Source organism: Acinetobacter sp. LUNF3 (assembly GCF_022699605.1).
Classification (GTDB): domain Bacteria; phylum Pseudomonadota; class Gammaproteobacteria; order Pseudomonadales; family Moraxellaceae; genus Acinetobacter; species Acinetobacter johnsonii.
Map to the genome: position 1 here is coordinate 462,035 of NZ_CP093968.1, position 24,011 is coordinate 486,045.

At 42.9% G+C, this 24,011-nt stretch carries 18 protein-coding genes and 3 tRNA genes; 9 read left to right on the plus strand and 12 right to left on the minus strand.

Annotated elements, in window-relative coordinates:
* Positions 1 to 77: 77 nt before the first annotated feature.
* Together MN200_RS02200 and MN200_RS02205 are read left to right on the plus strand one after the other, a co-directional pair.
* Positions 78 to 491, plus strand: coding sequence for a lysozyme inhibitor LprI family protein (locus tag MN200_RS02200; RefSeq protein ID WP_131229911.1), 414 nt, complete (start codon positions 78 to 80; stop codon positions 489 to 491).
* A gap of 110 nt (positions 492 to 601) precedes the next feature.
* Positions 602 to 1,699, plus strand: a complete 1,098-nt coding sequence (locus MN200_RS02205) for an HPP family protein (protein WP_131229913.1) — start codon at positions 602 to 604, stop codon at positions 1,697 to 1,699.
* A gap of 98 nt (positions 1,700 to 1,797) precedes the next feature.
* Here the strand turns inward: MN200_RS02205 and MN200_RS02210 are convergent, their stop codons facing one another.
* Positions 1,798 to 2,073: a PspC domain-containing protein gene (locus tag MN200_RS02210; RefSeq protein ID WP_131229915.1), complete on the minus strand. Its 276-nt coding sequence runs from the start codon at positions 2,071 to 2,073 to the stop codon at positions 1,798 to 1,800.
* Between the two features lie 281 nt (positions 2,074 to 2,354).
* Here MN200_RS02210 and MN200_RS02215 point away from each other — a divergent pair, with 281 nt between their 5' ends.
* Entirely contained in the window at positions 2,355 to 2,999 is a 645-nt protein-coding gene (locus MN200_RS02215) for a hypothetical protein (protein WP_242760014.1), read from the plus strand.
* Between the two features lie 143 nt (positions 3,000 to 3,142).
* Here MN200_RS02215 and MN200_RS02220 read toward each other — a convergent pair.
* The 5 genes from MN200_RS02220 to MN200_RS02240 form a co-directional block, all read right to left on the minus strand.
* Positions 3,143 to 3,218 (minus strand) — tRNA-Lys (locus MN200_RS02220).
* A gap of 102 nt (positions 3,219 to 3,320) precedes the next feature.
* Positions 3,321 to 3,396: transfer RNA gene (locus MN200_RS02225), tRNA-Lys, on the minus strand.
* A 19-nt stretch (positions 3,397 to 3,415) separates the two neighbouring features.
* A tRNA-Lys gene (locus tag MN200_RS02230) sits at positions 3,416 to 3,491 on the minus strand.
* 130 nt (positions 3,492 to 3,621) lie between these two features.
* Entirely contained in the window at positions 3,622 to 5,463 is a 1,842-nt protein-coding gene (locus MN200_RS02235) for a long-chain-acyl-CoA synthetase (RefSeq protein ID WP_058868852.1), read from the minus strand.
* Between the two features lie 170 nt (positions 5,464 to 5,633).
* On the minus strand, positions 5,634 to 9,104 hold the full coding sequence (locus MN200_RS02240) for an Rne/Rng family ribonuclease (protein WP_114392491.1): 3,471 nt from the start codon (positions 9,102 to 9,104) through the stop codon (positions 5,634 to 5,636).
* A gap of 757 nt (positions 9,105 to 9,861) precedes the next feature.
* On the opposite strand from MN200_RS02240, the gene MN200_RS02245 reads away from it, so the two are divergent.
* Complete coding sequence (locus tag MN200_RS02245) at positions 9,862 to 10,800, plus strand: RluA family pseudouridine synthase (protein WP_058868854.1); 939 nt, start codon at positions 9,862 to 9,864, stop codon at positions 10,798 to 10,800.
* Between the two features lie 269 nt (positions 10,801 to 11,069).
* Positions 11,070 to 11,738 (plus strand): HAD-IA family hydrolase, encoded by a 669-nt coding sequence (locus MN200_RS02250; RefSeq protein ID WP_114392487.1) that lies wholly within the window; start codon positions 11,070 to 11,072, stop codon positions 11,736 to 11,738.
* A gap of 263 nt (positions 11,739 to 12,001) precedes the next feature.
* On the opposite strand, the gene MN200_RS02255 is transcribed toward MN200_RS02250, so the two are convergent.
* Positions 12,002 to 12,679, minus strand: coding sequence for a DUF1345 domain-containing protein (locus tag MN200_RS02255; protein ID WP_114392485.1), 678 nt, complete (start codon positions 12,677 to 12,679; stop codon positions 12,002 to 12,004).
* 302 nt (positions 12,680 to 12,981) lie between these two features.
* Entirely contained in the window at positions 12,982 to 13,881 is a 900-nt protein-coding gene (gene hcaR, locus MN200_RS02260; protein ID WP_058868857.1) for a DNA-binding transcriptional regulator HcaR, read from the minus strand.
* A 328-nt stretch (positions 13,882 to 14,209) separates the two neighbouring features.
* Here hcaR and MN200_RS02265 point away from each other — a divergent pair, with 328 nt between their 5' ends.
* The 3 genes from MN200_RS02265 (at position 14,210) to katG (ending at position 18,903) form a co-directional block, all read left to right on the plus strand.
* The gene (locus MN200_RS02265) at positions 14,210 to 15,148 is read left to right on the plus strand and encodes a cation diffusion facilitator family transporter (RefSeq protein WP_058868858.1); all 939 of its coding nucleotides are present in this window, start codon (positions 14,210 to 14,212) and stop codon (positions 15,146 to 15,148) included.
* Between the two features lie 70 nt (positions 15,149 to 15,218).
* Entirely contained in the window at positions 15,219 to 16,274 is a 1,056-nt protein-coding gene (locus tag MN200_RS02270; protein ID WP_058868859.1) for an MBL fold metallo-hydrolase, read from the plus strand.
* A 436-nt stretch (positions 16,275 to 16,710) separates the two neighbouring features.
* Positions 16,711 to 18,903 carry a catalase/peroxidase HPI gene (gene katG / locus MN200_RS02275; RefSeq protein WP_058868860.1) on the plus strand — a complete coding sequence of 731 codons (2,193 nt, stop codon included), beginning with the start codon at positions 16,711 to 16,713 and terminating at the stop codon, positions 18,901 to 18,903.
* Positions 18,904 to 19,031: 128 nt separating this feature from the next.
* Here katG and MN200_RS02280 read toward each other — a convergent pair whose 3' ends face one another.
* From MN200_RS02280 to MN200_RS02290, 3 genes are all read right to left on the minus strand, one after another.
* Positions 19,032 to 19,433 (minus strand): NF045616 family extracytoplasmic (lipo)protein, encoded by a 402-nt coding sequence (locus MN200_RS02280; protein ID WP_326942888.1) that lies wholly within the window; start codon positions 19,431 to 19,433, stop codon positions 19,032 to 19,034.
* Positions 19,430 to 20,041: a zinc protease gene (locus tag MN200_RS02285; protein WP_114392483.1), complete on the minus strand. Its 612-nt coding sequence runs from the start codon at positions 20,039 to 20,041 to the stop codon at positions 19,430 to 19,432. The genes MN200_RS02280 and MN200_RS02285 overlap by 4 nt, the downstream gene beginning before the upstream one ends.
* Before the next feature lie 273 nt (positions 20,042 to 20,314).
* Positions 20,315 to 20,857 carry a TetR/AcrR family transcriptional regulator gene (locus MN200_RS02290; protein WP_308954528.1) on the minus strand — a complete coding sequence of 181 codons (543 nt, stop codon included), beginning with the start codon at positions 20,855 to 20,857 and terminating at the stop codon, positions 20,315 to 20,317.
* 78 nt (positions 20,858 to 20,935) lie between these two features.
* On the opposite strand from MN200_RS02290, the gene MN200_RS02295 reads away from it, so the two are divergent.
* A complete protein-coding gene (locus MN200_RS02295; protein WP_058868862.1) occupies positions 20,936 to 22,588 on the plus strand; it encodes an acyl-CoA dehydrogenase family protein in 1,653 nt (550 codons plus the stop codon).
* 6 nt (positions 22,589 to 22,594) lie between these two features.
* Here the strand turns inward: MN200_RS02295 and MN200_RS02300 are convergent, their stop codons facing one another.
* Entirely contained in the window at positions 22,595 to 23,731 is a 1,137-nt protein-coding gene (locus MN200_RS02300; protein ID WP_058868863.1) for a DUF389 domain-containing protein, read from the minus strand.
* Positions 23,732 to 24,011: the final 280 nt, after the last annotated feature.

Consider the following 24,011-nt stretch of genomic DNA (forward strand, 5'->3'; position numbering starts at 1 on the left):
CATCTATTCTCTGGTTTGAGCTAAATTGCCCGAGTTTGCTATATTCAATTTCTGCACAATAAAACCAAGAGCCCCTCATGCCAAAATTTTATCTTCAGATCCTTGTTCTGCTGGCTACGTTCAGTGGAGCGGTTCACGCACAGCAGCAAGAGGCCGAGCCAGATATTTATAACCAATGTGTTGAGCAGACCATTCAGGCTTTACAGCTTGCCAGTATTAATAATAGTGTGGTGGAGATCTGTTCAGAACGAGCCAAACACCTTAATGAAAAGAAAATCGTATCATTACTCGATCAAATACGTGTGCAAAGTCAGCAGGATAGCCAGCCAGAACGTTATCAAGCCATTTTGAAATCACAACGCTTGTGGAAAGCCTATGTTGAGCAAGAGTGTGATAATGCAGGGCAGTATGTTGGATCGCCTATGTATGCTTTTTGTCCTATGCAGCAGTATGCCGAACGGGTTGTACAGTTACAGCAATACGTTCACTAAAGAATTCAGTAGAATTACTCATAAAAATAAGATGTAAAATAGATGCATCTTATTGGTGAGACCACGTATAATTTTGCACCGGTTAAGTGCGAAAAAGTAGAAGGGTGGCTGTGTTTCAAATGCAACTTGAATGGTTAAATACCTTAAAACCAAATTTTAAAGTGTTACCGCTAAAGGAAAGAATGCTCTGTGGTTTGGGGGCATTGTTGGGATTAGCACTGTCTTCACTCATAAGTTGGTGGCTTTTGGGTGGGATCAATGCATGGTATATCGCCCCGATGGGTGCGTCCTCGGTGTTGCTTTTTGCCGTACCAGCCAGTCCTTTGGCTCAGCCATGGAATATTGTGATTGGGAATACAATTGCAGCCGTAATTGGGGTGACCTGCGCACTCTATATTTCCAACTTAACTGAAGCATTTAGTGTTGCTGTGGCTTTGTCGATTATTTTGATGATGACGACAGATTCTTTGCATCCACCGAGTGGTGCTGTGGCGATTACAGCGGTGCTGGGAGGCGAGACGGTACACGAGCTAGGGTATCAGTTTGTATTTTATCCTGTTCTACTCAACTCGATCCTACTCCTCGTGATTGCGATTGCGTTCAACCGATTGCTCGGGAAGCAATACCCAACTGTGGCGCAAGTCAATACGCGTAGCACCGACCCGACCCCCACCCAGAAGGTCACGATTCAACCTGAAGATATTCATCAAGTTTTAGCCCAAGAAACGCAGTTACTCGACATCAGTGAATATGATTTACAAAAACTGATTTTAAAAGCTCAAGCACAGGCCGATACTCGCTTTCATATAGACTTACGTTGTCGGGACATTATGAGTAAAGATGTCCTGTGTTTATATGAAGATGAAGACATTCAAGTCGCTGTGGAAAAATTTAAACAGGTCAATCTAATGAGTTTACCTGTGTTAAATCGAGCTGAACAAGTATGCGGCACCTTGGCTTTATATGAAGTGGTGGAGTGGTTCCAAAAGGCGACGGATTTGCGTACCTCTTGGCAAGATCAAGTCAAGCACATTATGAAACGTCAGGTGGTCACGGTACAGCCGGATCAAGAACTACAAGATTTGATCCCGTACTTTGTTGAACGTTCTTTTAACTATATTCCTGTGGTTGAAAACAAGGCTTTGGTCGGCATCATTAGCCGTGCCGATATGATTGCAGCATTGTATCGTCTGTTACAACATCGTTAAGTCATGTGAGTATGTTGCAGGCAAAAAAAAAGCTACGACACTTTGGGGGAAGTTGTCGTAGCATAAAAAGAAACTTTTTTGAGACGAAAGATGTGCGCTTATGGGTTGTGATGATCTGGATTAACAGTACGTATCGTATTGCTATAACCCGATCGAGCCTGTGGAGAATGCTCAATTTGGTCTTTTTGTTTCGGCATCACCAACCAAAGAATCAGGTAAACCAAAATTCCGGGGAATGCTGCACTTAACAGTGAAATGGTGATGAAAACAATACGAAGTAAATTTGCGTTCCAACCAAAACGTTCAGCAATACCACCCATCACACCAGCAATCATGTTTGAGCGGTTTGAGCGATATAAACCAACATTGGCCATCTAGGTCTCCTTAAAATTTAAAATCTGAGTGGCTTTATGCACTCATAATTTAAAAATGGAGATGGAATTAAGTTTTTAAAGGTGACGGAGCTAATTAAAAAGTAAAGTTATGTAAAGAGATAAAAGCTGGGGTTTTGATCGGGACTAAAATGTGCTCTATTTGGCGTTGAGCCCGCTGCTTAAAGTCAGCAAGTCATTTGAATCCGAGAAAAAACCAGGGGTCAGGATGGAATATTCGTGATGGTTATGGAGATTAATCACGTGCAGGAAGTGAGTGTGGAATGAAGTTGAAGCGAAGACATCAGGGTTTGATTGGCGCATTACTGCAAGGAGCGGTGGCGCTAATCGGTGTATCGTTAGCTGGCTGTGATGGTGGGCTGTCGGAGGCGTCACAACAACATGAAAATAGCACGGTAGAGGACGCGGCTGTTCCACCTGAGTCGGGGAAGAAGCTGACTGAGGTGGCGGGACGGGCAACCATGCAAGATGATTCGGAGTATGCACCTCGTACGCTGGATATTGGTGAACAGCAGTTCATTGGGCGTTATCGCACACAAATTCAATGTGATGGTTATTTTTTCCCTTGTGAAACGGGGAAGGCTGATTTTATTCTCAATTTTTTACCTGATGGTACAGTGCATCGTAGTATTGTACGCTTAGGTAAGGTCTTTTCAGAAAAACAACGCCCTGGCTTTTCAAACTTAAGTTATCGCCGTGATACATGGACCATGAATAAAGAGCGAACAGAGTTGATCGTACATCGTAAAGAGGGGATTAATTTTTATTATCGCGTGGTGGATTCGCAAACGCTGCAAATGGATTTAGATAAAAGTAATAATCTAGATGCCACTAACCAAAAATTGTATGCACGAGGTTTTCCGAAATTAGAGCGTGCGTATACATTAAAGCGTGAGCCTAATTCATAGTTAAAATGGAATTGGGCAAAGCAACAGAATAAGACTGAAGAATAAAAATAGTGAGGAAATGAACAGCGTGCGAATTTTATGACTTAAATAGTGTGTCGCTAAATAAATGTCATATCAATGCAATTAAAGAGGATTTAAATAAATGGTGGGTCGTCCGCGATTCGAACGCGGGACCAACGGATTAAAAGTCCGCTGCTCTACCAGCTGAGCTAACGACCCTGAGCAAGGTGTGCGAAAGAGTATTCGCTGAAAGTTTAAAAAAGAAATTTTTAAAGCATTCGAACCTGAGCAGGTTTGTAAAATTAGATTTTACAAGAAAGATGGTGGGTCGTCCGCGATTCGAACGCGGGACCAACGGATTAAAAGTCCGCTGCTCTACCAGCTGAGCTAACGACCCATCAAGGGTATCAAAGGAATGGTGGGTCGTCCGCGATTCGAACGCGGGACCAACGGATTAAAAGTCCGCTGCTCTACCAGCTGAGCTAACGACCCATATCATTTGATGGAGCGTATTGTAGCAAGATATGCATCGAGCGCAAGTAAAAAATCGCAAACTTGTTGATGTTTGATTATAAATACAACAAATTTGCGATTAGGTAGCTAAAAAACAAGCAATTCGAGTTTAGAAGCGATATTGATAGGCTTGAATGTTATCAAAGACTTGTTGCGTTAAATCTGCATAGGCACTGCTGTTGGGTAACAGGACCAGCAAGCGTTCATCCGTTTTTTTCGGGTCAAAGGCTTGTTCTTTGAGCTTGTTCTTTTGGTATTTAAACGTTCCCGTAGTTTCAACTTGCTTTTGTACGCGTAAGAAAACGGGTACAGCATAGGCAGGCAGACATTTTTTAAAGCTCACGAGCATTTGGGCTAAATCCTGCTCATTCAGTTCAGCGCCGTCTGCCAGTGTAATCGCAGCCATTCCCGCACGACCATTGGTGTTTGGAATTTCAACACCATACACTACAGCTTCGGTGATTTTGTCATATTCACTAACCATGTTTTCAACTTCAGTCGTGGACACATTTTCGCCTTTCCAGCGGAAGGTATCGCCTAAGCGGTCGACGAATTGGGCATGACGGAAACCAATGTCGCGGACTAAGTCCCCTGTGTTGAAATAAGCATCGCCGGATTTGAAGACATCTTTAAGAATCACCGATTTATTTTTTTCAGGGTCTGTATATCCATCAAAAGGGGAGCGGCGGGTAATTTTACCGATTAATAAACCAACTTCGCCTTTTTTGACCTTGATACAGCCACCTTTGGCATCATAAACAGGTGCATTTTTTTCTTTATCAAACTGGATAATGGCATAAGGCGTAGGTGAAAAGCCGACAGTGTTGTCAAAGTTGAATACATTGCTAAAGCCGACATTGCCTTCACTCGATGCATAAAGCTCTAAAATTTCTTCAATACCAAACCGCTGTTTGAATTTGTCCCAAATATTCGGACGCATGCCATTGCCGATCATTTTGGTGACACGGTGGCCTTTTTCTAAATCTGAAGGTGATGCATCCATGAGGTAGCGACATAACTCACCGACATAGCCAATGGCTGAGGCATCGAACTTTTGTACATCTTTCCAAAAAGCAGAGGTGGAGTATTTACGGCGCAAAGCCAAGGTGCCCGCACCCGCAATCACGCCACACCAACACACCACAATGCCTGTTGCATGGTACAGCGGCAGGGTGACATACATCACATCGTCTTTACCGAGGTTGAGTACGTGCCCGTAGGTGCCATAAGCCAACGTCCAGCGGCTATGCGTGAAAATAACGGCTTTAGGCAAACCGGTTGTGCCTGAGGTATAAATATAAAACAAGCCATCTCTACCCAGCACACTGTGTGTGGTTGGGGTGTTGAACTTGGCAAAGGCATCAATTTTTTCAGCAAGATTACTAAAACCTTGTGGTGCAAGGCCTGCATCTTTTTGGGTTTCTTGGTCGGCAAACCAATAGAAACGATCCGCAGTGAGATTTAGATCATGGCGGATTTCATCAACTGCGGCACGACATTCTTCACCCACGATGACTGCAATGGGTTTGACCAGATTAATACTATGCGCCAGCACTTTACCGACTTGAGAGGTGTTGACTAAAGCCGCAGTAACGCCAATTTTGGCAAGTGCAATCACGGTTGCAACCAATTCAGGACGGTTTTCAATCATCACTGTGATGACATCACCCTTTTTTGCCCCGATGGATAAAAAATAATGCCCGATTTGGTTTGCCCATTCGTTGAGGGCTTGGTAGCTAAATTTTTGATCTTCAAAAAGCAAGGCCATACCGTGAGGGTTGCGCTTCACTGCTTTTTCAAAAGCAATCCCGAGGCCTGCTGGGGTGTTTGGGGTACGTAAATATGCTTGCTTTAATCCACTGAGTAAGTTGGGAACTTTACTGATGAATTGAGGAAGTTTTGCTGCAACGTCAGTAATACCAATGAGGTCATGTGATGGGTGTTGGCTCATATGAATCCTAATTATTTTATGCAATCCAATGCGTTTGAATAGTGCTCAGTTTCTACACTTGTTCTTTTAATCGTTTCGGTCTAGTGCAATCAACCTAATCTGACGAAAATAACAAAAAAACCTAGCCACTGACATGACTAGGTTTTTTAAATTGACAACTCTAGGGCGAATTACGACTCAGTCGGGCTCGCTTTTTTCGGTGGACGACCACGTGGACGACGTGGGCGAACTGGCTTGTCCGAGTCTGATTTATCTGACTCGTCCGCAGCTGTTTCCGCTACAGTTTCAGTGGCTTCTACTTTTTCAGCTTGCTTTGATGCTCTAGGTGCTTTGGTTTGAACTGGAGCAACAACGACTTCCACTTCTTCTTCAACCACAGCTACATCAGCCAAGCTTTTCACGTCACTGCTTTCAACGGCAACGGGTGCTTCGCTTTCTGTTGCAAGAACAGGTTCGCTTTCCTGTGGAGTTACAGCTGCAGGCGTTTCCGCAACAATCGCTGTTTCAGGCGCTGACGATTCAGCAACAGGTGCTGTTTCGCGTGCTTGTTTGGCTTGTTCAGCAGCCAGTTTAGCTAAACGACGACGCTCACGCGGGTCATTTGCAACACGTTGTTCAGACACAGGTGCAGGTGGTGTCAGATCCAAGACTGGAACTGGCTCTGCTTCAGGCTGAGCTTTTGTGATTTCAACATCACGGGTGACCGGTTTTTTCTCTGCCTCAACAGCAGGCGTTGTCACAGTTTTGCTTAACGTTGCTGCATACTCTTCAGTAAATTTCTGAAGGGCACGGTTGAAGGTTGGAATTAAACCAAACTGCTCAATCAGCACTGAACAGTCTTCACCATAGACATGGCGAATCAAGCTGCTGATGGTGTATTGACCTAAAGTTGGCACCTGTGAAGGTGTGAGTTTAGGTGTTTCAGTTTGCTGTGTGTGTGAAGCGCGTTGTTGGCGACGGCGTTGGCGTGGGTCATTGCTGGCACGTTTTACGCTTTCACGTGGTTTTTGCTCTGCTTCTTGTTCAGCAGGTGCTGCTACAACTTCAGTTGCTTTCTCCTGTACCACTTTCTCAGCTTTTACTTCAACTTCTGCTTTCGCAACAGCCGCTTGCTGAGGCTTGGTTTCGGTTGCAGTGTGTGCAGGCGGAGTTAATGCCACGATTTCACTTTGCGCTTGATCGACATTGACCACATGGGCTGTTGTGATCATTTCTTGACGCGGTGCTTCAATCAACTCAACTTTAACTTGAGGTTCTTGAACCACAGCTGGCACTGCTTCAGTCGCTTGCTCATTCAGTACACTTGGGTCGCGATGGCGATTTGGGCGCTCTGGACGAGGTTGGTTGCGGCGGTCACGACGTGGCATTGCATTTTGCTGTTCGTTTTGAACATCAGTGTTTTGCTGTTGCTCACCGTGTTGGCGACGTGATGAACGCTTGTTTTCACGCGGTTCCTGACGTTGCTGTTCACTGCGCTCTGAGCGGTCTTGACGTTGTTGTTCACTGCGCTCAGAACGCTGTTCATGACGCTCTTGGCGTTGTGGTTCATTGCGTTCAGGACGTTGTTCATAACGATCTTGACGCTGTTGATCTTGACGAGAGACCTGCACAATTTCTTCATGAATTTGGTTGTCATGTTGCGCATTTTGCTCACGTGACTCTTTGTGCTTATTAGGGCGCTTTTTGTTGTGGCGTGTACCACGTTCTTCTTTCTCTACATGCTTCTCTTCACGGTGTTCAGATTTTGCATGAACAGGTGCAGAGTTCATGTAGACATTGTTGTTTGGCGCGATAGGTGCCGCAGCAGGCGTGCCAACTTGACCAAACTGACCACGGCTCACTGCACCGCCATTTACCATTTGCTCAATGGCAGCAGCAGCATTATTTGCAGAACGTGATTGATCGACAGTCGCAGCTTGTTTTTGTACAAACAAGTTCTCTAACCATGCACATGGGCTGCTTGAAGGTGCAGTTTGGGCAGGGGCTTGTTGAGCGACTTGTTGTTGTGGCGCGTTGTTGCGTGGTTTTTTGTTGCCTTTTTCTTGTTGTGCAGGCGCAGGAGCGGCATGTTGATGCACATGATCTGCGCCATCTAAATGCCATTCTGATGACTCGTAACCCAACTCTTTTTCGCTTGAACGTGTTGCTTCTGTACGTTCATAGCTGGTTGGTGCAAAGCCTTCAGGGTTATACGAAATTTCGTAATGCGGTGTTTCTAAGTGTGGGTGCGGAAGCACAGTCACACGAACACCTGAGGTTTGTTCGAGGTAAACCAATGTGTGACGCTTTTCATTCAATAAGAATGCTGCAATTTCAACTGGAACCTGTACTTGAACTTCCCCATGACGTTCACGCAGCGCAATTTCTTCTACTTTACGCATGATTGAAAGCGATAATGAACGCAAGTCACGAACCATACCTGTGCCATGACAGCGCGGGCAGACATAACCTGTTGCTTCTTCAAGCGAAGGGCGTAGACGTTGACGGCTCATTTCCATCAAGCCAAAACGAGACAATTGACCGAATTGGATACGGGCACGATCGCTTTGTGTTGCTTCGCGAAGTTTCGCCTCAACCATACGTTGGTTGCGGTCTTTGGTCATGTCGATAAAGTCGATTACAACCAAACCACCAATGTCACGTAAACGCAGTTGACGTGCAATTTCTTCCGCTGCTTCAAGGTTGGTATTGAGCGCTGTATCTTCAACGTCACTACCACGGGTTGATTTTGCAGAGTTAATGTCGATAGACACTAATGCTTCGGTTTGGTCAATAACAATTGAACCGCCTGAAGGAAGTTTAACTTCACGTTCATAAGCCGTTTGAATTTGGCTTTCAATACCAAAATGAGCAAATAACGGTTCATTTAGCGTATAAGTTTTTAGCTTGTCGATTTGACGAGGCATGACTGCTTTTACGAAGTTATACGCTTCGTTATAGGCTTGCTCTGAATCAATTAAGATTTCAGCAACATCATCACGTAAATAATCACGAATCGCACGCGTCACCACGCCTGCTTCTTGGTGAACCAACATTGGTGATGGACCAGAACTTGCTGTGTTTTGGATTTGAGCCCAAAGATCAAGTAAGTGCTGTAGGTCAAGTTGTAACTCTTCTTGAGAACGGCCAATACCCGCAGTACGTACAATTACGCTCATGCCACGAGGTACATTTAACGACGCCAACATTTCTTTCAATTCTTCACGTACTGAACCTGAAATTTGACGGCTAATACCACCACCTTTCGGGTTATTTGGCATCAACACCAAATAGCGACCAGCTAGCGAAATAAAGGTAGAAAGGGCAGCGCCTTTGTTACCACGTTCTTCTTTTTCAACTTGAACCAAAAGCTCTGTGCCTTCAGTAATCAATTCGCGAATGTTTGAAGTTTGGCGAGGGTCTGCTTGGTAATATGAATTTGCGATTTCGCGCATAGACAAGAAGCCTTGACGTCCCGCACCATATTCAACAAAGACGGCTTCTAAAGAAGGCTCAACGCGAGTCACGTGACCTTTATAGATATTGGATTTTTTTTGTTCACGGGTACGATTCTCTAAGTCAAAATCGTAAAGACGCTGCCCAGTGACAAGTGCAACGCGAATCTCTTCTGCATGTGTTGCATTAATCAACATACGTTTCATGGGTGTAACACCTAATAGTGATACACAGCAAACTATCGCTAAACACGTAGCGAACATCAAACATCACGGACCAATTTTGCTCAGATCTCAAATAAACCGATTGTGGTCTGAGTTTTATTACCTGCCTTTTTGATCGGCTTCGGTTTTGATTCACATATTGATGATGGCAATACGGCTTCAATCTTTAAACGATTAAAGTCTCCTGCGCGTTTCACTGGCGGACAAGCGGTGCATTGGATGTAAGTAACTTTCACTGTCACATTTGCTCGAAGAGCAACCCTTCTTTTTGGATAGGGTGTCTTGATACGGAATTATCATCGTACCTTTACAACTGAACAGATCCATATGCATCAACGCTGTGGCCTGAATACGACATCAGGGAGCGACTAATCTGATGTATATCAGTTTACGTTTAAAAACCAACCTTCGTTGGTCACATATTTTTTTGGGGCAAACTGATTTATGTGCAGATGCACAATTAAACCTAACAGTTTGCTGTTTTGCCGATATAATAAGCCTTCGGCGTCGGCATAATTCTTTTGGGACCGTTCCAAGCTGAGTTGAGTTATTTTCTTAAGTATTCAATTTAAAATTGAAATGATTAAGCTTTTGACTCACTTATGGTGGTATCCGTGCGCTGACTATATCAAACCTTGTACCATCTGCCTATGGGCTAAGCTAGTCTTTCTTGTGTAAAGCATAGCCTAAATGGTCATTTTTTATTCAAATTCCGTATTTTTTAGGTCGCAGTAACTGTATGAATTCTACCCAACAATGGCAAAACGTGACGTGGTTTGAAGTGGACGAGCATCAAGCAGGGCAACGGATTGATAACTTTTTATTTAGCCGTTTAAAAGGTGTGCCTAAAAGTCGTATTTATCGCCTGATTCGTGAAGGTCAGGTTCGCGTGAATAAAAAGCGTATAAAAGCAGAAACTAAGTTGTCTATTGGTGACCAGATTCGTGTGGCCCCGATTCGCTATGAACAAAAAGATGAAAATGCGGCGCCTGTTTCTGACAAAGTAGCACAGAGTTTACTCAGCCGTGCGGTGTATGAAGATGAGGGCTTGATGGTTGTCAATAAGCCATCTGGCATTGCCGTACATGGCGGCAGTGGTGTGGCTTATGGTCTGATTGAAGGCTTACGTGCCGCGACAGGTAAGAAATACTTAGAACTGATTCATCGTATTGACCGTGATACCTCAGGTTTGGTGATGATTTCTAAAAAGCGTAGTGTGTTAAAAAGCTTACAAGACATGCTACGTGAACACAAAATTAAGAAAACTTACGCCGCTGTAGTCAAAGGTGTGGTGAGTTTAGACAAGCAGTTAATTGATGCGCCTTTACACCGTTATGAACTGGCCAATGGTGAACGTCGTGTGCGTGTGTCAAGTGAAGGTAAAGAGTCTAAAACGCAGTGGAATGTGGCTGAACGTTTTATGCATGCAACCTTAGTTTATGCATCACCGCTTTCAGGGCGTACCCATCAAATTCGTGTGCATGGTTTAAGCATTGGTCATCCATTGGTAGGTGATGATAAGTATGGTCATGAAACAGAATATAAAGGACCGAAACCGCGTCGTTTATGTCTACACGCAATGCGTTTAGACATCCCAGGTTATGCGCCGATTGAAGCGCCTTTGCCTGAAGATATGCAGAGTATTGTGGCGCAGTTAAGAGCTCAGAAGAAGGACTAAGTCTTTTCCCTTTCATTTTAGAAGAGGTGATAAAGCCATGACTTTTGTTGGTTGTGATTAATTTAAAAGGATGCTGTATTGGTCATCTTTAATTTTAAAGATGCAAAGTAACAAAAATCTTTTGTTGAGCTGATGGAACGTCTTGAACGCGCTTTAAGCACTGATTTAAAGCGAAGTGCAAGTCAGCTCAACGGCGAATCCTTTTCGCCATCGTGTAGCAAATGCATCGTGTAAATTGTCTTCATAAAAGTAAATATTGGAACCCCAGCATGAACAAACCTGTAGAACTGATTATCTTTGATTGGGATGGGACTTTATTTGATTCTGTGGGGCAGATTGTGGCGAGTTTATTGTTTGCCGCGCAGCAATTTGCACAGCCTTTAACTGCTGATGCAGCAAAAAGTATTATTGGTTTAGGTTTGCCAGAGGTCGCGCAGCGATTATTTCCTCAAGTGCCTGAGCTACATACTGAAATTTTGCAATGCTATGCCGAGCATTATGTGGCGAACTCGAAAGGTGATGTCTGGTTCGACGGCGTAGCCGATATGTTGAATGGCTTACGTGAAGCGGGTTTACAGTTGGCGGTGGCGACAGGTAAAAGTCGTAAAGGCTTAGATCGAGTATTGGCTCAAACACAGAGCCAAACACTATTTGTGACAACGCGTGCTGCCAGTGAGACTAAATCTAAACCGCATCCTTTAATGTTGGAAGAGATTTTAACTGAAGCGGGTGTGTCTGCTGAACGCGCGATTATGGTCGGTGATACCAGTTATGATCTAGAAATGGCGCGTAATATTGCCATGCCGAGAATCGGGGTGAGTTATGGGGTGCATACAGCTGAAACGCTCAGACAATATCAACCTTTGGCCATCGCGGATGATGTGCTGAGCTTGCAGCAGCATTTATTACAATATGTTGACCTTAAACAAGTGATTTAACTTGAGTGATCTAAACATATGGCCTGTGGATGATGGTCAGAGTGAGCCTGCCTGTTTTGGGTCGATCATCTTCAAAGCTTTTGTCTTCAGTATGTTTTAAGGCTGATGAGCGGTTGATTTAATTGTTGGGTTTGTGATTTGAAAAAGCTCTTTCATTGGGAGCTTTTTTTTGTGATGTTATCGTCGAAAGGACTTCAATCATCGTCTTTATATTGGATATTTGTCATTTGCGAGGATGACCAAAAAATGAAAAAATAAAACGTTTAAAGCGTGATAAAACCCGCCGCGACATTGATGCTAATGGCGAGAATAGAGGTGTTAAAACCATAAGCTAAAATAATGTGCAGAATATTGAGAATACGCATCGAACGTGAGGTAATGGAAACATCCGCGGTTTGCGCAGAAGTGCCAATCACATAACTAAAATATAAAAAGTCGGGATAGGTCGGTTGAGCCGTTTTGGGAAAGTCTAAGCCTGCATCTTGTTGGTCTGCGAGAGCCAGATAATAATCATGCGCATAATGAATGGCAAATACGGTATGCATAAAGAACCATGCGCTAATAATGGTGAGTAAGGACAGCGCCAAGTGCCCATATTTGATGGTTGGGTCATTCGGAAGATGAGTCAACTCTAATACAATCGCAATTAAGCACATGAGCAAAGTCATGATCACCAACAGTAGAATGATCCATTTGCTGGCATCTTGCTGCTGTGCATGTTGCAGAATGTGCCGATGGTCAACAGACCACAGGGTGGTCATGGTTTTGACTAAATAACTTGAGACGGCAATATTCCAACTGATCAATAAATTGGTCGACCAAGACCAGTCGGTAAATGTATTCAGCAGCGTATAAAAAACAGCAGTCAGCAAAAAACTAATGAAAAAGAAGGGGCGAAATTTCATTGCTGTTTTTAAACGCTGCAAAGTGGGCATTGGCATAATTTTCTCCTTCTTCGTTTTATTTTTTTTGTGCAGCTCTAAAGTCGCAAGATCTACTTCAGTACCAGTCTGTGTTTGGACTTCAGTTGTAGGAAACCTGACAACAGCCTGTTTTTCTTAGCCTATCCTAGTCTAAAAAGAATACAAAAGGAAAAAGCGAGATGGTATCGACATCGCTGAAAAACAAAAGGGTGAAAATATACTGTCATGTAGAGTATTGCTCTATAAGCAAGGCGCATAGCTATTTATTCAGAAAATAGTGACGCGCCGAATGAGATGAATAATTAGAACCCACTGCGGATTTATTCGCGGTTAATATCCAAATAAAATACCCGAGTCAGTAATTCTATAAATTTAGTCACTGCCAGTGAGCTGTTATTTTTACGATAGTTCACATACAGATCCAAATACGGCAGCTCAACCTCAAGTGGACGAATTACCGTGTTGTTCATGCTAAGTGGCGCAACATAACCAGGTAAAATTGTACAGCCGAGCCCCAAGCCAATCGCATTGATATTGAATAGAATGTTGTCCGCTTTTTGCACAATGTTGAATTCGACATTATGAGCTTTGGCAAATTCTAAAATGGTCTGGTGTAAAGTCTCTGACTGCTCGGCTGCGGGAATAATAAAATCAATGCCATCTAATGCTTTAACCGGAATTCGCTCGTATTGGGCCAAAGGATGATCTTTTGGCAACAGGAAAATGAGTGGTTCACGCAGTACAAACTGGCTTTCGATTTCATCACTATGAACATTATTTCGTGTAAAGCTAATGTCCAATTCACCTTTTTTCAGCAAACGTAGTTGCTCAGTATTGTTCATACTGAACAACTCAATTTTTAATTCTGGGTTTTGTACTCTTAAATTGGGCAGCACATAAGGAAAGATTTTCATTTCTGCAACAGGGACAAAACCAATGCGGAGCATCTGCTGTTTGGCCTGTGAAACTTGGCGTGCCATAGCGACCGCTTTGTCTGCCTGAGCGAGGGTGAGACGCGCTTGTTCTAGGAAAACAGCGCCTTCTTCCGTGAGTTCAACTTTTCGCTTGGTTCGATACAATAACTGTACACCGACATCTTCTTCAAGGTCTTTGATTTGCTGACTTAATGAGGGTTGGGCGGTATAAAGTTTCAGTGCTGCTTTACTAAAGTTCAGTTCTTCAGCAACAGTAATGAAATAGCGAAGGTGTCTAAGTTCCATATAAATAACCCACTGACTAATCCAAAAAATGTCTTACCATGACTGCAGTAAAGTATAATCGATAAACAATGATGCCGTGAAGATGATTCAATTATTTAGAAAATAAATGATCTTGGGTTGATTTTTGAGATTTTCGTATATGAAATAACAGGTTTAATAATTGTTAAAAGGTATTAATTAAATACTAAAAATAGTCCATATCAATCACCTGAAAATCAAGGGAGGTGAACTACATAAAAATACAATTGCGTTTTGCTGAAATTGGATATGATAAAAACATAAATATAATTTAATTTAATTTAATTGAACATATGGGCTAAAAATCGATATGGCAGATTCAAATAAACTGGTGGTCTATGCCGCGCTGTTGGGGAATTTAGCCATTGCGCTGGTAAAGTTTATTGCGGCTTATCTGACCAATAGCTCGGCCATGTTGAGTGAAGCCATTCACTCTGTTGTGGATACCTTAAACGAAATTTTACTGTTATATGGACTGAAGAAGTCGAATAAACCTGCCAATTTTAATCATCCTTTTGGCTATGGGCGAGAGCTGTATTTTTGGGCCTTCATTGTATCTCTCATGGTTTTTGCCTTAGGGGCATTGGTGTCTATGTACAATGGGATCATGCACATTTTGCATCCTGAACCCATTTTAAACTCGACCATCAATTATGTTGTACTTGGCTTTGCATTTGTAAGTGAAGGTATTTCATGGTGTTTTGCTCTGAAAGTGTTTCGTAAGGCGAAAGGCCAACAAGGTTATTTTGAAGCTTTTCGTCGTAGTAAAGACCCCACCACATTTACCGTTCTGTTTGAAGACTCTGCTGCATTAATTGGTCTGTTGATTGCCTTTCTGGGTATTTATTTGGCACATCGTTTAAATATGCCTGCACTGGATGGGGTGGCATCCATTCTAATTGGGCTGGTTCTGGCGGTGTCCGCTTTTTTACTGGCACGAGAAACCAAAGGTTTGCTGCTTGGTGAGACCGCAGACCTGCATGTACGGCAAAATATCTTAAAAATTGCCCAAGACGATGAAGGCGTACTGTCGGCCAATGGTTTACTGACCGAGCAAATGGGTGCCAAACAGGTTTTGGCCTCGTTGAGTGTAGAATTTGAAGATCACCTTACTACCGATGAGATAGAAGCGTGTGTTAATCGAATTGAAGTAAAAATTAAACAAAAACATCCTGAAATTGTGGCACTCTTTGTGAAGCCGCAATCAAAAAAAGTGTGGTTAGAGCGAATGCAAGGACGCTTGGAATAGGTTAAGGTAGAGGTCAGTTTTCAAAACTGGTCCTGTTACTGGTGTATTGCAATAAAGATAACGACGTTAAATGAAGCCAAAATCAACTGAACTCCATTATCAAATTCCGACTGAAAATACCATGTCCCATACATGGCGACAGCCCGAATTTCAGTTTCTACACTCCGACCATTATAACGGGACTCGCTTTGTCAATTCGGTTCGTCAACCTGAGGGACGTAGCCGAGGCGACTTGCTGAAATGGTTGATTAAGCGTAAATCTTCGACATGGAATGTGGATTTGGCGCAAGAGTATGCACACTTTCATGCCGATAAAAAAAGCCTGCCGCAAGATCGGCCCCATGCCGATTTAAAGGATTGGCAGGTGTGGTTTGTGGGTCATGCCACAGTATTACTCCAAATTGGCCCCTATAACTTATTGACCGATCCTGTGTGGGCTGAATATGTCAGTCCGAAGCAAGGGCGAGGACCTCGCCGTGTTATGCCAGCTGGCATTGCCTTGGAAGATTTACCGACCATCCATGCGGTACTCTTGAGCCACAACCACTATGACCATATGGATATTGCCAGTCTGAATTGGTTGTATGAGCGTTTCACCATGCCCATTTATACAGGCTTAGGTAATAGATGGTATTTACCCAAGCACTTACAAGTGCTGGAAATGGATTGGTGGCAGTCGGCGCGTCTGCATGATTTAAAACTGGTCTATACCCCAGCACAGCATGGTTCTGGCCGTGGTCTGCGCGATCAAAATCGTGCGTTATGGGGCGGGTTTAGTGTTCACTGTGGCGCTGACTATGCTTATTTTGCTGGGGATACGGGTTATTCACCGCACTTTAAAGAGCTGCATCAGCGTTTTGGCGCACCGCGAATTGCGTTACTGCCTATCGGGGCCTATGAACCGCGTGAGCTCATGCGCTATATGCATATGAATCCGCAAGATGCTTTTCAAGCACACAAAGACCTGCATGCCAAATGCTCGATGGCCGTTCACTATCGTACCTTTCAGCTGACCGATGAAAGTCGTGAACAACCCGAAATTGACTTAAAAGTGGCGATGAAAAATAGCTCAAAGCTGATGAATCCGTTTGTCTGTTTAAGAGAAGGTCGACGTTTAACTGTGTAATAAATGCTTTATATAAAGATTAGGTGATGGCTGGGGCAAAAACAGTCATCACCGAGACCATAACAACATCACAAAATATCTTTCAAATAAAATCTAAAAAGCGAAAGTATGCCTCTTTTTTATTTAATTTTTGCTCAATCTGAGCCGCGCACATTGCTGGTAAGGTTTGTCTGAGTTTTGATCTATAAACTCAATTGAAAATGTCCATCAAACTCGTATAAAAATGCTTTCTTTTTGATGTGTTTTCCTCGGGTCTTATCTTGTTGAAAAATTAAAATTCTTTTTTTTTCTTAAATATTTACATGGAAGAATCCGATTATTTTTATTCGTAAAACTCGCTTTCGATTGTCATCAAAAGAGGCTATGTTAGTACAGTAATAATTACTTTAAACGGTTCATGATAATCATAATTTGATGATCAAATTTGGAGCTCGACATGACACAGAATATGCAAGCATCAGGCTGTCCATTTCACCAGAAAGATGGTGGACAAACGAGTTTAGCCAGCACCAATAATTCTGATTGGTGGCCGAATGCGCTCAATCTCGACATCCTGTCGCAACACGATAAAAAAACCAACCCGATGGATCCTGATTTTGACTATGCAGCTGCATTCAAATCATTGGATTTAGAAGCGGTGAAACAAGATCTCCGTGAACTCATCAACAGCAGCCAAGAATGGTGGCCATCTGACTATGGTAGTTACATTGGGATGTTTGTACGTACCGCATGGCACTTGGCGGGTTCTTACCGTAAACAAGATGGGCGTGGCGGCGCTAACACAGGGAACCAACGTTTTGCACCACTCAACAGTTGGCCTGATAACGTCAACACCGATAAAGGCCGTCGCCTACTTTGGCCAATCAAACGTAAATATGGCAACAAAATTTCATGGGGCGATTTAATCATTCTTGCAGGAACCGTGGCTTATGAAGAAGCAGGCCTGAAAACCTTTGGCTTTGGTGGTGGCCGTCTAGATATTTGGGCACCAGAAAAAGACATTTACTGGGGTGAAGAGCGTCAATGGCTGGCACCAACGGCAAACCGTTATGCCAATGACCAAGACCGTAAATCGCTTGAAAATCCATTAGCTGCGGTACAAATGGGCTTAATCTACGTCAATCCAGAAGGGGTTGATGGCGTCCAAGATCCATTACGTACTGCACAAGACATGCGTGTCACTTTTGACCGTATGGGAATGAATGATGAAGAAACCGTCGCACTCACTGCGGGTGGTCACACCGTAGGGAAAGCGCACGGGAATGGTAAAGCTCAAAACTTAGGGGCAGATGTCGAAAGCGCTGATGTGGAGTTTCAAGGTCTCGGTTGGCATAACTCTGAAGGTACAGGCAATGGCGCGAACACCATGGTCAGTGGTTTAGAAGGGGCTTGGACCACACACCCGACCAAATGGGATAACGAATTTTTCTATCTACTGTTCACTTATGAATGGGAAAAAACCACCAGTCCAGCGGGTGCGAAACAATGGGAACCGATTAACATCAAAGAGGAAGACAAACCTGTTGATGCACATAACCCGAATGTACGCCGCAACCCAATGATGACCGATGCCGATATGGCGCTGAAAATGGACCCTGAATACCGCAAAATTTCAGAGCGTTTTTATGCAGATCCAGCTTACTTCTCTGAAGTGTTTGCTCGTGCGTGGTACAAGCTGACTCACCGTGACATGGGGCCAAAATCTCGTTACTTAGGTGCAGATGTGCCGAATGAGAATCTGATTTGGCAAGACCCAATTCCATCGGTCGATTATGTTTTGTCTGAAGCTGAAATTGAAGAATTAAAAGCGAAGTTGCTGAATAGTGGTTTAACTTCGGTTGAATTGATTAATACTGCTTGGGACAGTGCGCGGACTTTCCGTGGTTCCGACTACCGTGGTGGTGCCAATGGTGCACGTATCCGTCTTACACCACAAAAAGACTGGGTGGGCAATGAGCCTGAGCGTTTAGCCAAAGTTTTGGCGAAGCTTGAAGAAATTCAGGCGAATCTGGCGAAAAAAGTCAGCATTGCAGACTTGATTGTATTGGGTGGTACGGCAGCGGTTGAAAAAGCGGCACACGCTGCGGGTGTGAATATCAAAGTTCCGTTCCTTGCAGGGCGAGGTGATGCGACTCAAGAGCAAACCGATGTGTATTCTTTTGAAGATTTACTCCCTAAGCATGATGGTTTCCGTAACTGGGTCAAAGAAGATTACAGCGTACAGCCTGAAGAAATGTTGTTAGACCGTGCACAATTACTCGGTTTGACTGCACCTGAAATGACGGTTTTAGTCGGTGGTATGCGTGTACTCGGCACTAACTATGCAGGTACATCAGAAGGCGTGTTGACGGCTCGTGTGGGTGTACTCAGCAATGATTTTTTTGTGAACTTAACGGATATGAAATATAACTGGAAACCCGTGGGTAAAAACCGTTATGAAATCGTGGAGCGTGCGACAGGGGCAACCAAATGGACGGCGACACGTGTAGACTTAGTCTTTGGTTCGAACTCGATTTTACGTTCATATGCAGAAGTTTATGCGCAAGATGACAACAAAGAGAAGTTTGTAAAAGACTTTGTTGCAGCTTGGGTGAAAGTAATGAATGCAGACCGTTTTGATGTGAAGTAGTTTAATTGAAATAAAAAACCGTCCTTAAGGACGGTTTTTTATTTCAATATATTGATATTATTAAATTTTGTATTATTTTTGTATGGAGTGAATTATGTTAATTTTAAAGTGGATTAATGCGATAGGAGTTATTCACATGTGCTTTTTCCAGCCTCTACCTGTTTAATACTAATACCGCTGTTATTTTCTAAAATACAAATTTGAGAGTTAAATGACTTATTAATAGTGCTTAAAGTAATTGTATAAGCTAAATTTTTTTCTAACTTATCTAATGGGATAGCTATACAATTTTTTTCACTAATAGGTAAGTCTGTTTTTGAGTAAGATTTTTCATATTCACTTCTATATTCTTTAGAAAAGTCAATTTTTGCAAAATGAACTAGAAAATTATCTTTTCCATAATCTTTAGATTCATTCGTGAAAAGACATAAATTATCATTAATAATTTTTGTATTAAGATCTCGACTCTGCTGATTACAACCTATAAGCACCATTGCTACAAAACTATATATTATTTTTTTCATAATCACGATTTCGGTAATAAATTTTTATTTGAGGGGTTAAGTAAAAAATCTCTTAATATTTTCTCAACATAGCCTAATAATTGTAAACTTTTTTGATGATGATCCCGTTTGGGATTAACTTTTTGTAAATAACAAGCATCAAACCAAAACTCAATAATTCTACCTTGTTGTTCAAAGTTAAAATCTTGAAATTTTTTATTTAAATCTCGACCTCCTAAGTCCGTGTCATAGGCTTCTAACTCATTGTCCGAGTCAACAGAATTGACCTCCGAAGTATATCCTCCTTTACATAATTGTTTTATCCCAAGCCAACCAGTTGATGTCCCCATTTGATATTGCCAAACATGTACCATTTCATGAATAAACCAATGACGGTTTTCACCTGTAGCTTTGCTATAGTCAGGTGTTTTTAAGTAATCATCTTTCGGTAAATAGATTTCCCCAGCAGGCGTCATGGCATTACCTGTTTTTGTATGTATTAAGCCACCTAAATGTATCCAGACCTTAGAGTAATCAATTGCATCTTTAAAAATCAGGCGAGACATAGCTATTTCACCAGAAGTTAACAGTCTTTTACTTCCGACTTTAATAATAGTAGCAGCTTGATTTTTCATCTCTGCATCTATTTTTTGAAACACCGCCTGTTATTAAACCATAAGAATTAAATGATACAAAATTCCAAGGAATACCCTGAAATATTGATTCCATTTTAGATAATAGGGCTTACACGAGCCTAATTTAAATACTATTATGTATATCAATTATTTAAAAATTAAATGTAAGCGAGAAAATGAATAGAATGTCTATTTTTATTCAAACTTAAGTTTTCCTAAACTTTGAACAATATCCTTTTCAAGCGCATCCCACTCCCCAAATTCAGGCTCTACCTACAAAGTCTGCGACACAAAGCCATAACATACCCGCTGCACATTTAAACTCATTTGCTTGAGTTGTACTTCATCCCCAACATAAGGCTCAAGAATGCTCTGCCACATTTGTACCATCATTTCATAACTCTTGCGATAACTTTCAATGTTTGAAACCTGTCGTTCCAGCAAAAAAGTCTGCGCCCAAAGAAACTGTCGGGCCTGAATCTGCTCAAGCTGAAAGTGAATAATCTGCTGTAAATAGCACTCAAAAGTTAATTTTGTGGATAACTCCATCAGGCTTTGTGCATAACTTTTTAGCTGCTCCGCATTAGTTTTCACATGCTGATGAATGGTCAATGCAACCAAATCTTCCTTCTTTGAAAAGTACTCATAAAAGGTACCTAAACCGACTCCCGCCACATCGGTAATTTCCCGAATGGTAATTTCGTGCGCATGGCGCTCATGCAAAAGCCGAACAAAACTTTCTTGCAAAGCCTCTTGGGTGAGTTTAGCTCTGGATTGGCGTGGCCTACGGCGGACTTGGATCTCGGGATTCTTCATAGCACAAAGCTGAACATGGCAGACTCAATTTTTCTCTATACTGAAATGAAAAGTACAGCATAACAAGAGCAAAGTGACATGAATACCGCATGGATGACCCATCAAATCAGTAATCAGTTCGATGAACTGGAAAATTACAACTTGTTTGAAACCGATACCGTTTTACAAGAAATATTGGCCCGTTATGGCAGTCAGGATCAGGCAAGACTCACAGAGATGGGCAAAGTCATTGGTTCAGCGGAATATTATGACTATGCCTATCTCGCCAATAGGCATACGCCTATTTTACATGCCTTTGATGCCCGCGGACGCCGTAAGGACTTTATCGAATTTCATCCTTCATGGCATAAATGGATGGGCCTCAACCGCCAGTTTGATACCCATGCACATCCGTTTAATCATCCCAATTCATCCTCAAAATGGGTCGAGTGGGCAGCGCGTTTTTATTTGGCAGGGCAGGTGGAGTGTGGAAACTTGTGCCCAAACTCGATGACTTTGGGCAGTATTCCACTGATTCAACGCGAACCTGAACTGTGGGCCAAAATAGGCGATAAGTTACTTTCAACCGAATACGATGAACGTGATGTGCCGATCAGCCAGAAAAAATCGATTTGGCTAGGCATGGGCATGACCGAAAAGCGAGGTGGTTCAGATGTCCGTGCCAATGAAACCATCGCTGTACCAGTCGCCGAGTCGGGGCGCGGTCAAGCCTATTTACTCACAGGGCATAAATGGTTTTTCTCTGCACCGATGTGTGATGCGCATTTGGTGGTGGCAAAGACAGAACAAGATGGTTTGGCGTGTTTCTTTGTGCCGCGTTGGTTGGAGAATGGAACGAAGAACCTGATCCATATCCAGCGGTTGAAAGACAAAGTGGGCAATCGAAGTAACTCCAGCTCCGAAGTCGAATTTAAAGAGGCGTGGGGCATCATGATTGGGGAAGCTGGACGTGGTATTCCCACCATTATAGAAATGGCGAACTATACCCGTCTGACCTGTTCGGTGGGCAGTACTGCCATGCTTAGACAAGCCTTGGTGCAATGTATTGCTTATACCCGTCAGCGTAAAGCCTTTGGTAAGCTTCTGGTTGAACAACCACTGATGCGCGCCGTACTGGCAGATTTAGCCTTAGAAACGGAAGCGGCAATGCAACTCAGTTTCCACTTGGCACACTGCTATGAAACTGATGATGCGCTGTCTGTGGCGTGGAAACGTATTATGACCCCAGCATCGAAGTTCTGGATATGTAAACGTGCGGTTGAGCTGACAGGGGAGACGATGGAAGTTTTTGGCGGCAATGGCTATGTCGACAACGGCATCATGGCGCGTATTTTTAAAGAAGCGCCAGTCAATACCATTTGGGAAGGCTCAGGCAATGTCATGTGTTTGGATGTGCTGCGTGCTATCAGCCGTGATGTAGAGTCGATTGAAATCCTGTTTCAAGATTTGGCCACCACGGCTATGCAAGATGAACAGTTGAAACAAGAGCTGCAAAATCTATTTCAGTTGTTCCAACAGACATCTGAAGAACTACAATTTATGGGGCGCAGCTTGGTTAGTCGTTTAGTGATTTTGGCACAAGCAGTCCTGCTAAAACGGCATGCACCAAACTATGTGGCTGATGGCTTTATTCAAAGCCGTTATAGTCCATTTCATGGTCGTGTTGTCGGGATGCTTGAGATGAAACAACCCGACGTAGAACGACTGCTGCATAGAGCATTTGCAGCTTAAAGCTCATTATTGTACTGAAAGCTTCTGCGCTTCATCTTGTTCGAGTTTGACGTTGGGGCTGTCTTCAGCCTGAATAATATCAATCGGAATAAAGCGGACTTGAACAATGCTTGGGTTATCGTTCAAGTCTGGCAATAGCTTTTGATTGAGTGCTGCAATTTGCACTGGGCTAGGCGGAATATCTCCACGGATAGAGACACGGACTAAAGTAAAACCCTCTTTTTTATCGTATTGGATGGTATCAATAATATTATTATCGTGATTTAACGCCGTACTGATGATATTTTCATTGCCGCTCTCATACAGGCGAGCATGGAGCATAGAATAAAAGTTAAAGGAGAGATAAATCCCTAAAAATGCCAAGAACATTAGGCTAACAGCATTACGTTTGAGAAACTCTTTGACATTACTCTGCACTTCTTCGGTGGAACCCCGTCTAAAGCCTGCAATCCACAGGACTAAAGATGAGCTAATCTGAATGGCGAATATGTTGGTCACTGCCAGTAAAAATGCATTGGCTGAGTTTTTCCATTCCATATGCGCGAATAAAATCCCGCTGGCCACCAAGGGCGGAACTAAGGCCGTCGCAACGGCGACACCCACCACGGCCACAGATAGGCGAGGGGATACTGAAGCAAAGGCACCCGCTGCACCACCAGCTAAAGCAATCATCAAATCTAAAATGGTCGGCTGCGTGCGCGATAAAATTTCATTGGTCATGGGCAGGTCATAGTTCACCAGCCCTAAAATGATCCCAATGCTATAAATCATGGCAACGCCAAGTAACAAGGTCGACAACGCGGTTTTAAACAGCAGCCATCGGTTATCAATTAAAGCTAAGGCAATACCTGAAATTGGCCCCAGCATCATGGCAACCAACATCGCGCCAATCACTACCGCAGCCGAGTTAGACAGCAGTCCATAGCCTGCAATGACAGCAGCCAAGGCATTCATAATAAAAAAGGTTTTGCTTGGAAGTGCATCGGCTTGGATATTCAAGCGGACTTTTTGGTGGTCAATTTTTTTGGAGTTTTCGCGCAAGGCTTGCTTATAACGAATTTTTTCTTTCAGAAACTCATACTTTTCTTGGTCAGGTGTATCTTTGACCACAATGGTTGCATCTTTGTCTTTTTCGAGTGGCATGGCGATGCTCTTATTTTGTATGTGATTAAGATTTAATCTAGCGCTTTTATTAAGGGAAGCAAACAAAAAAATGGTGAGAAATAATATGATTCACGCTTCAATTTAGAATATGTTCTAGCCACTTTCTTTTTATTGAAGCGAGGCTTCTCGATTTTGCTGAACATCATTCATTAACAAGGACTTTTTAGCACCGAGCAGGACAGATTTTCTTGAAATCGCGAGGCCATTCAGAAAAAGACAGATCAATTACAGGTATTTAGCTGACCCTAGAGCATAGTCT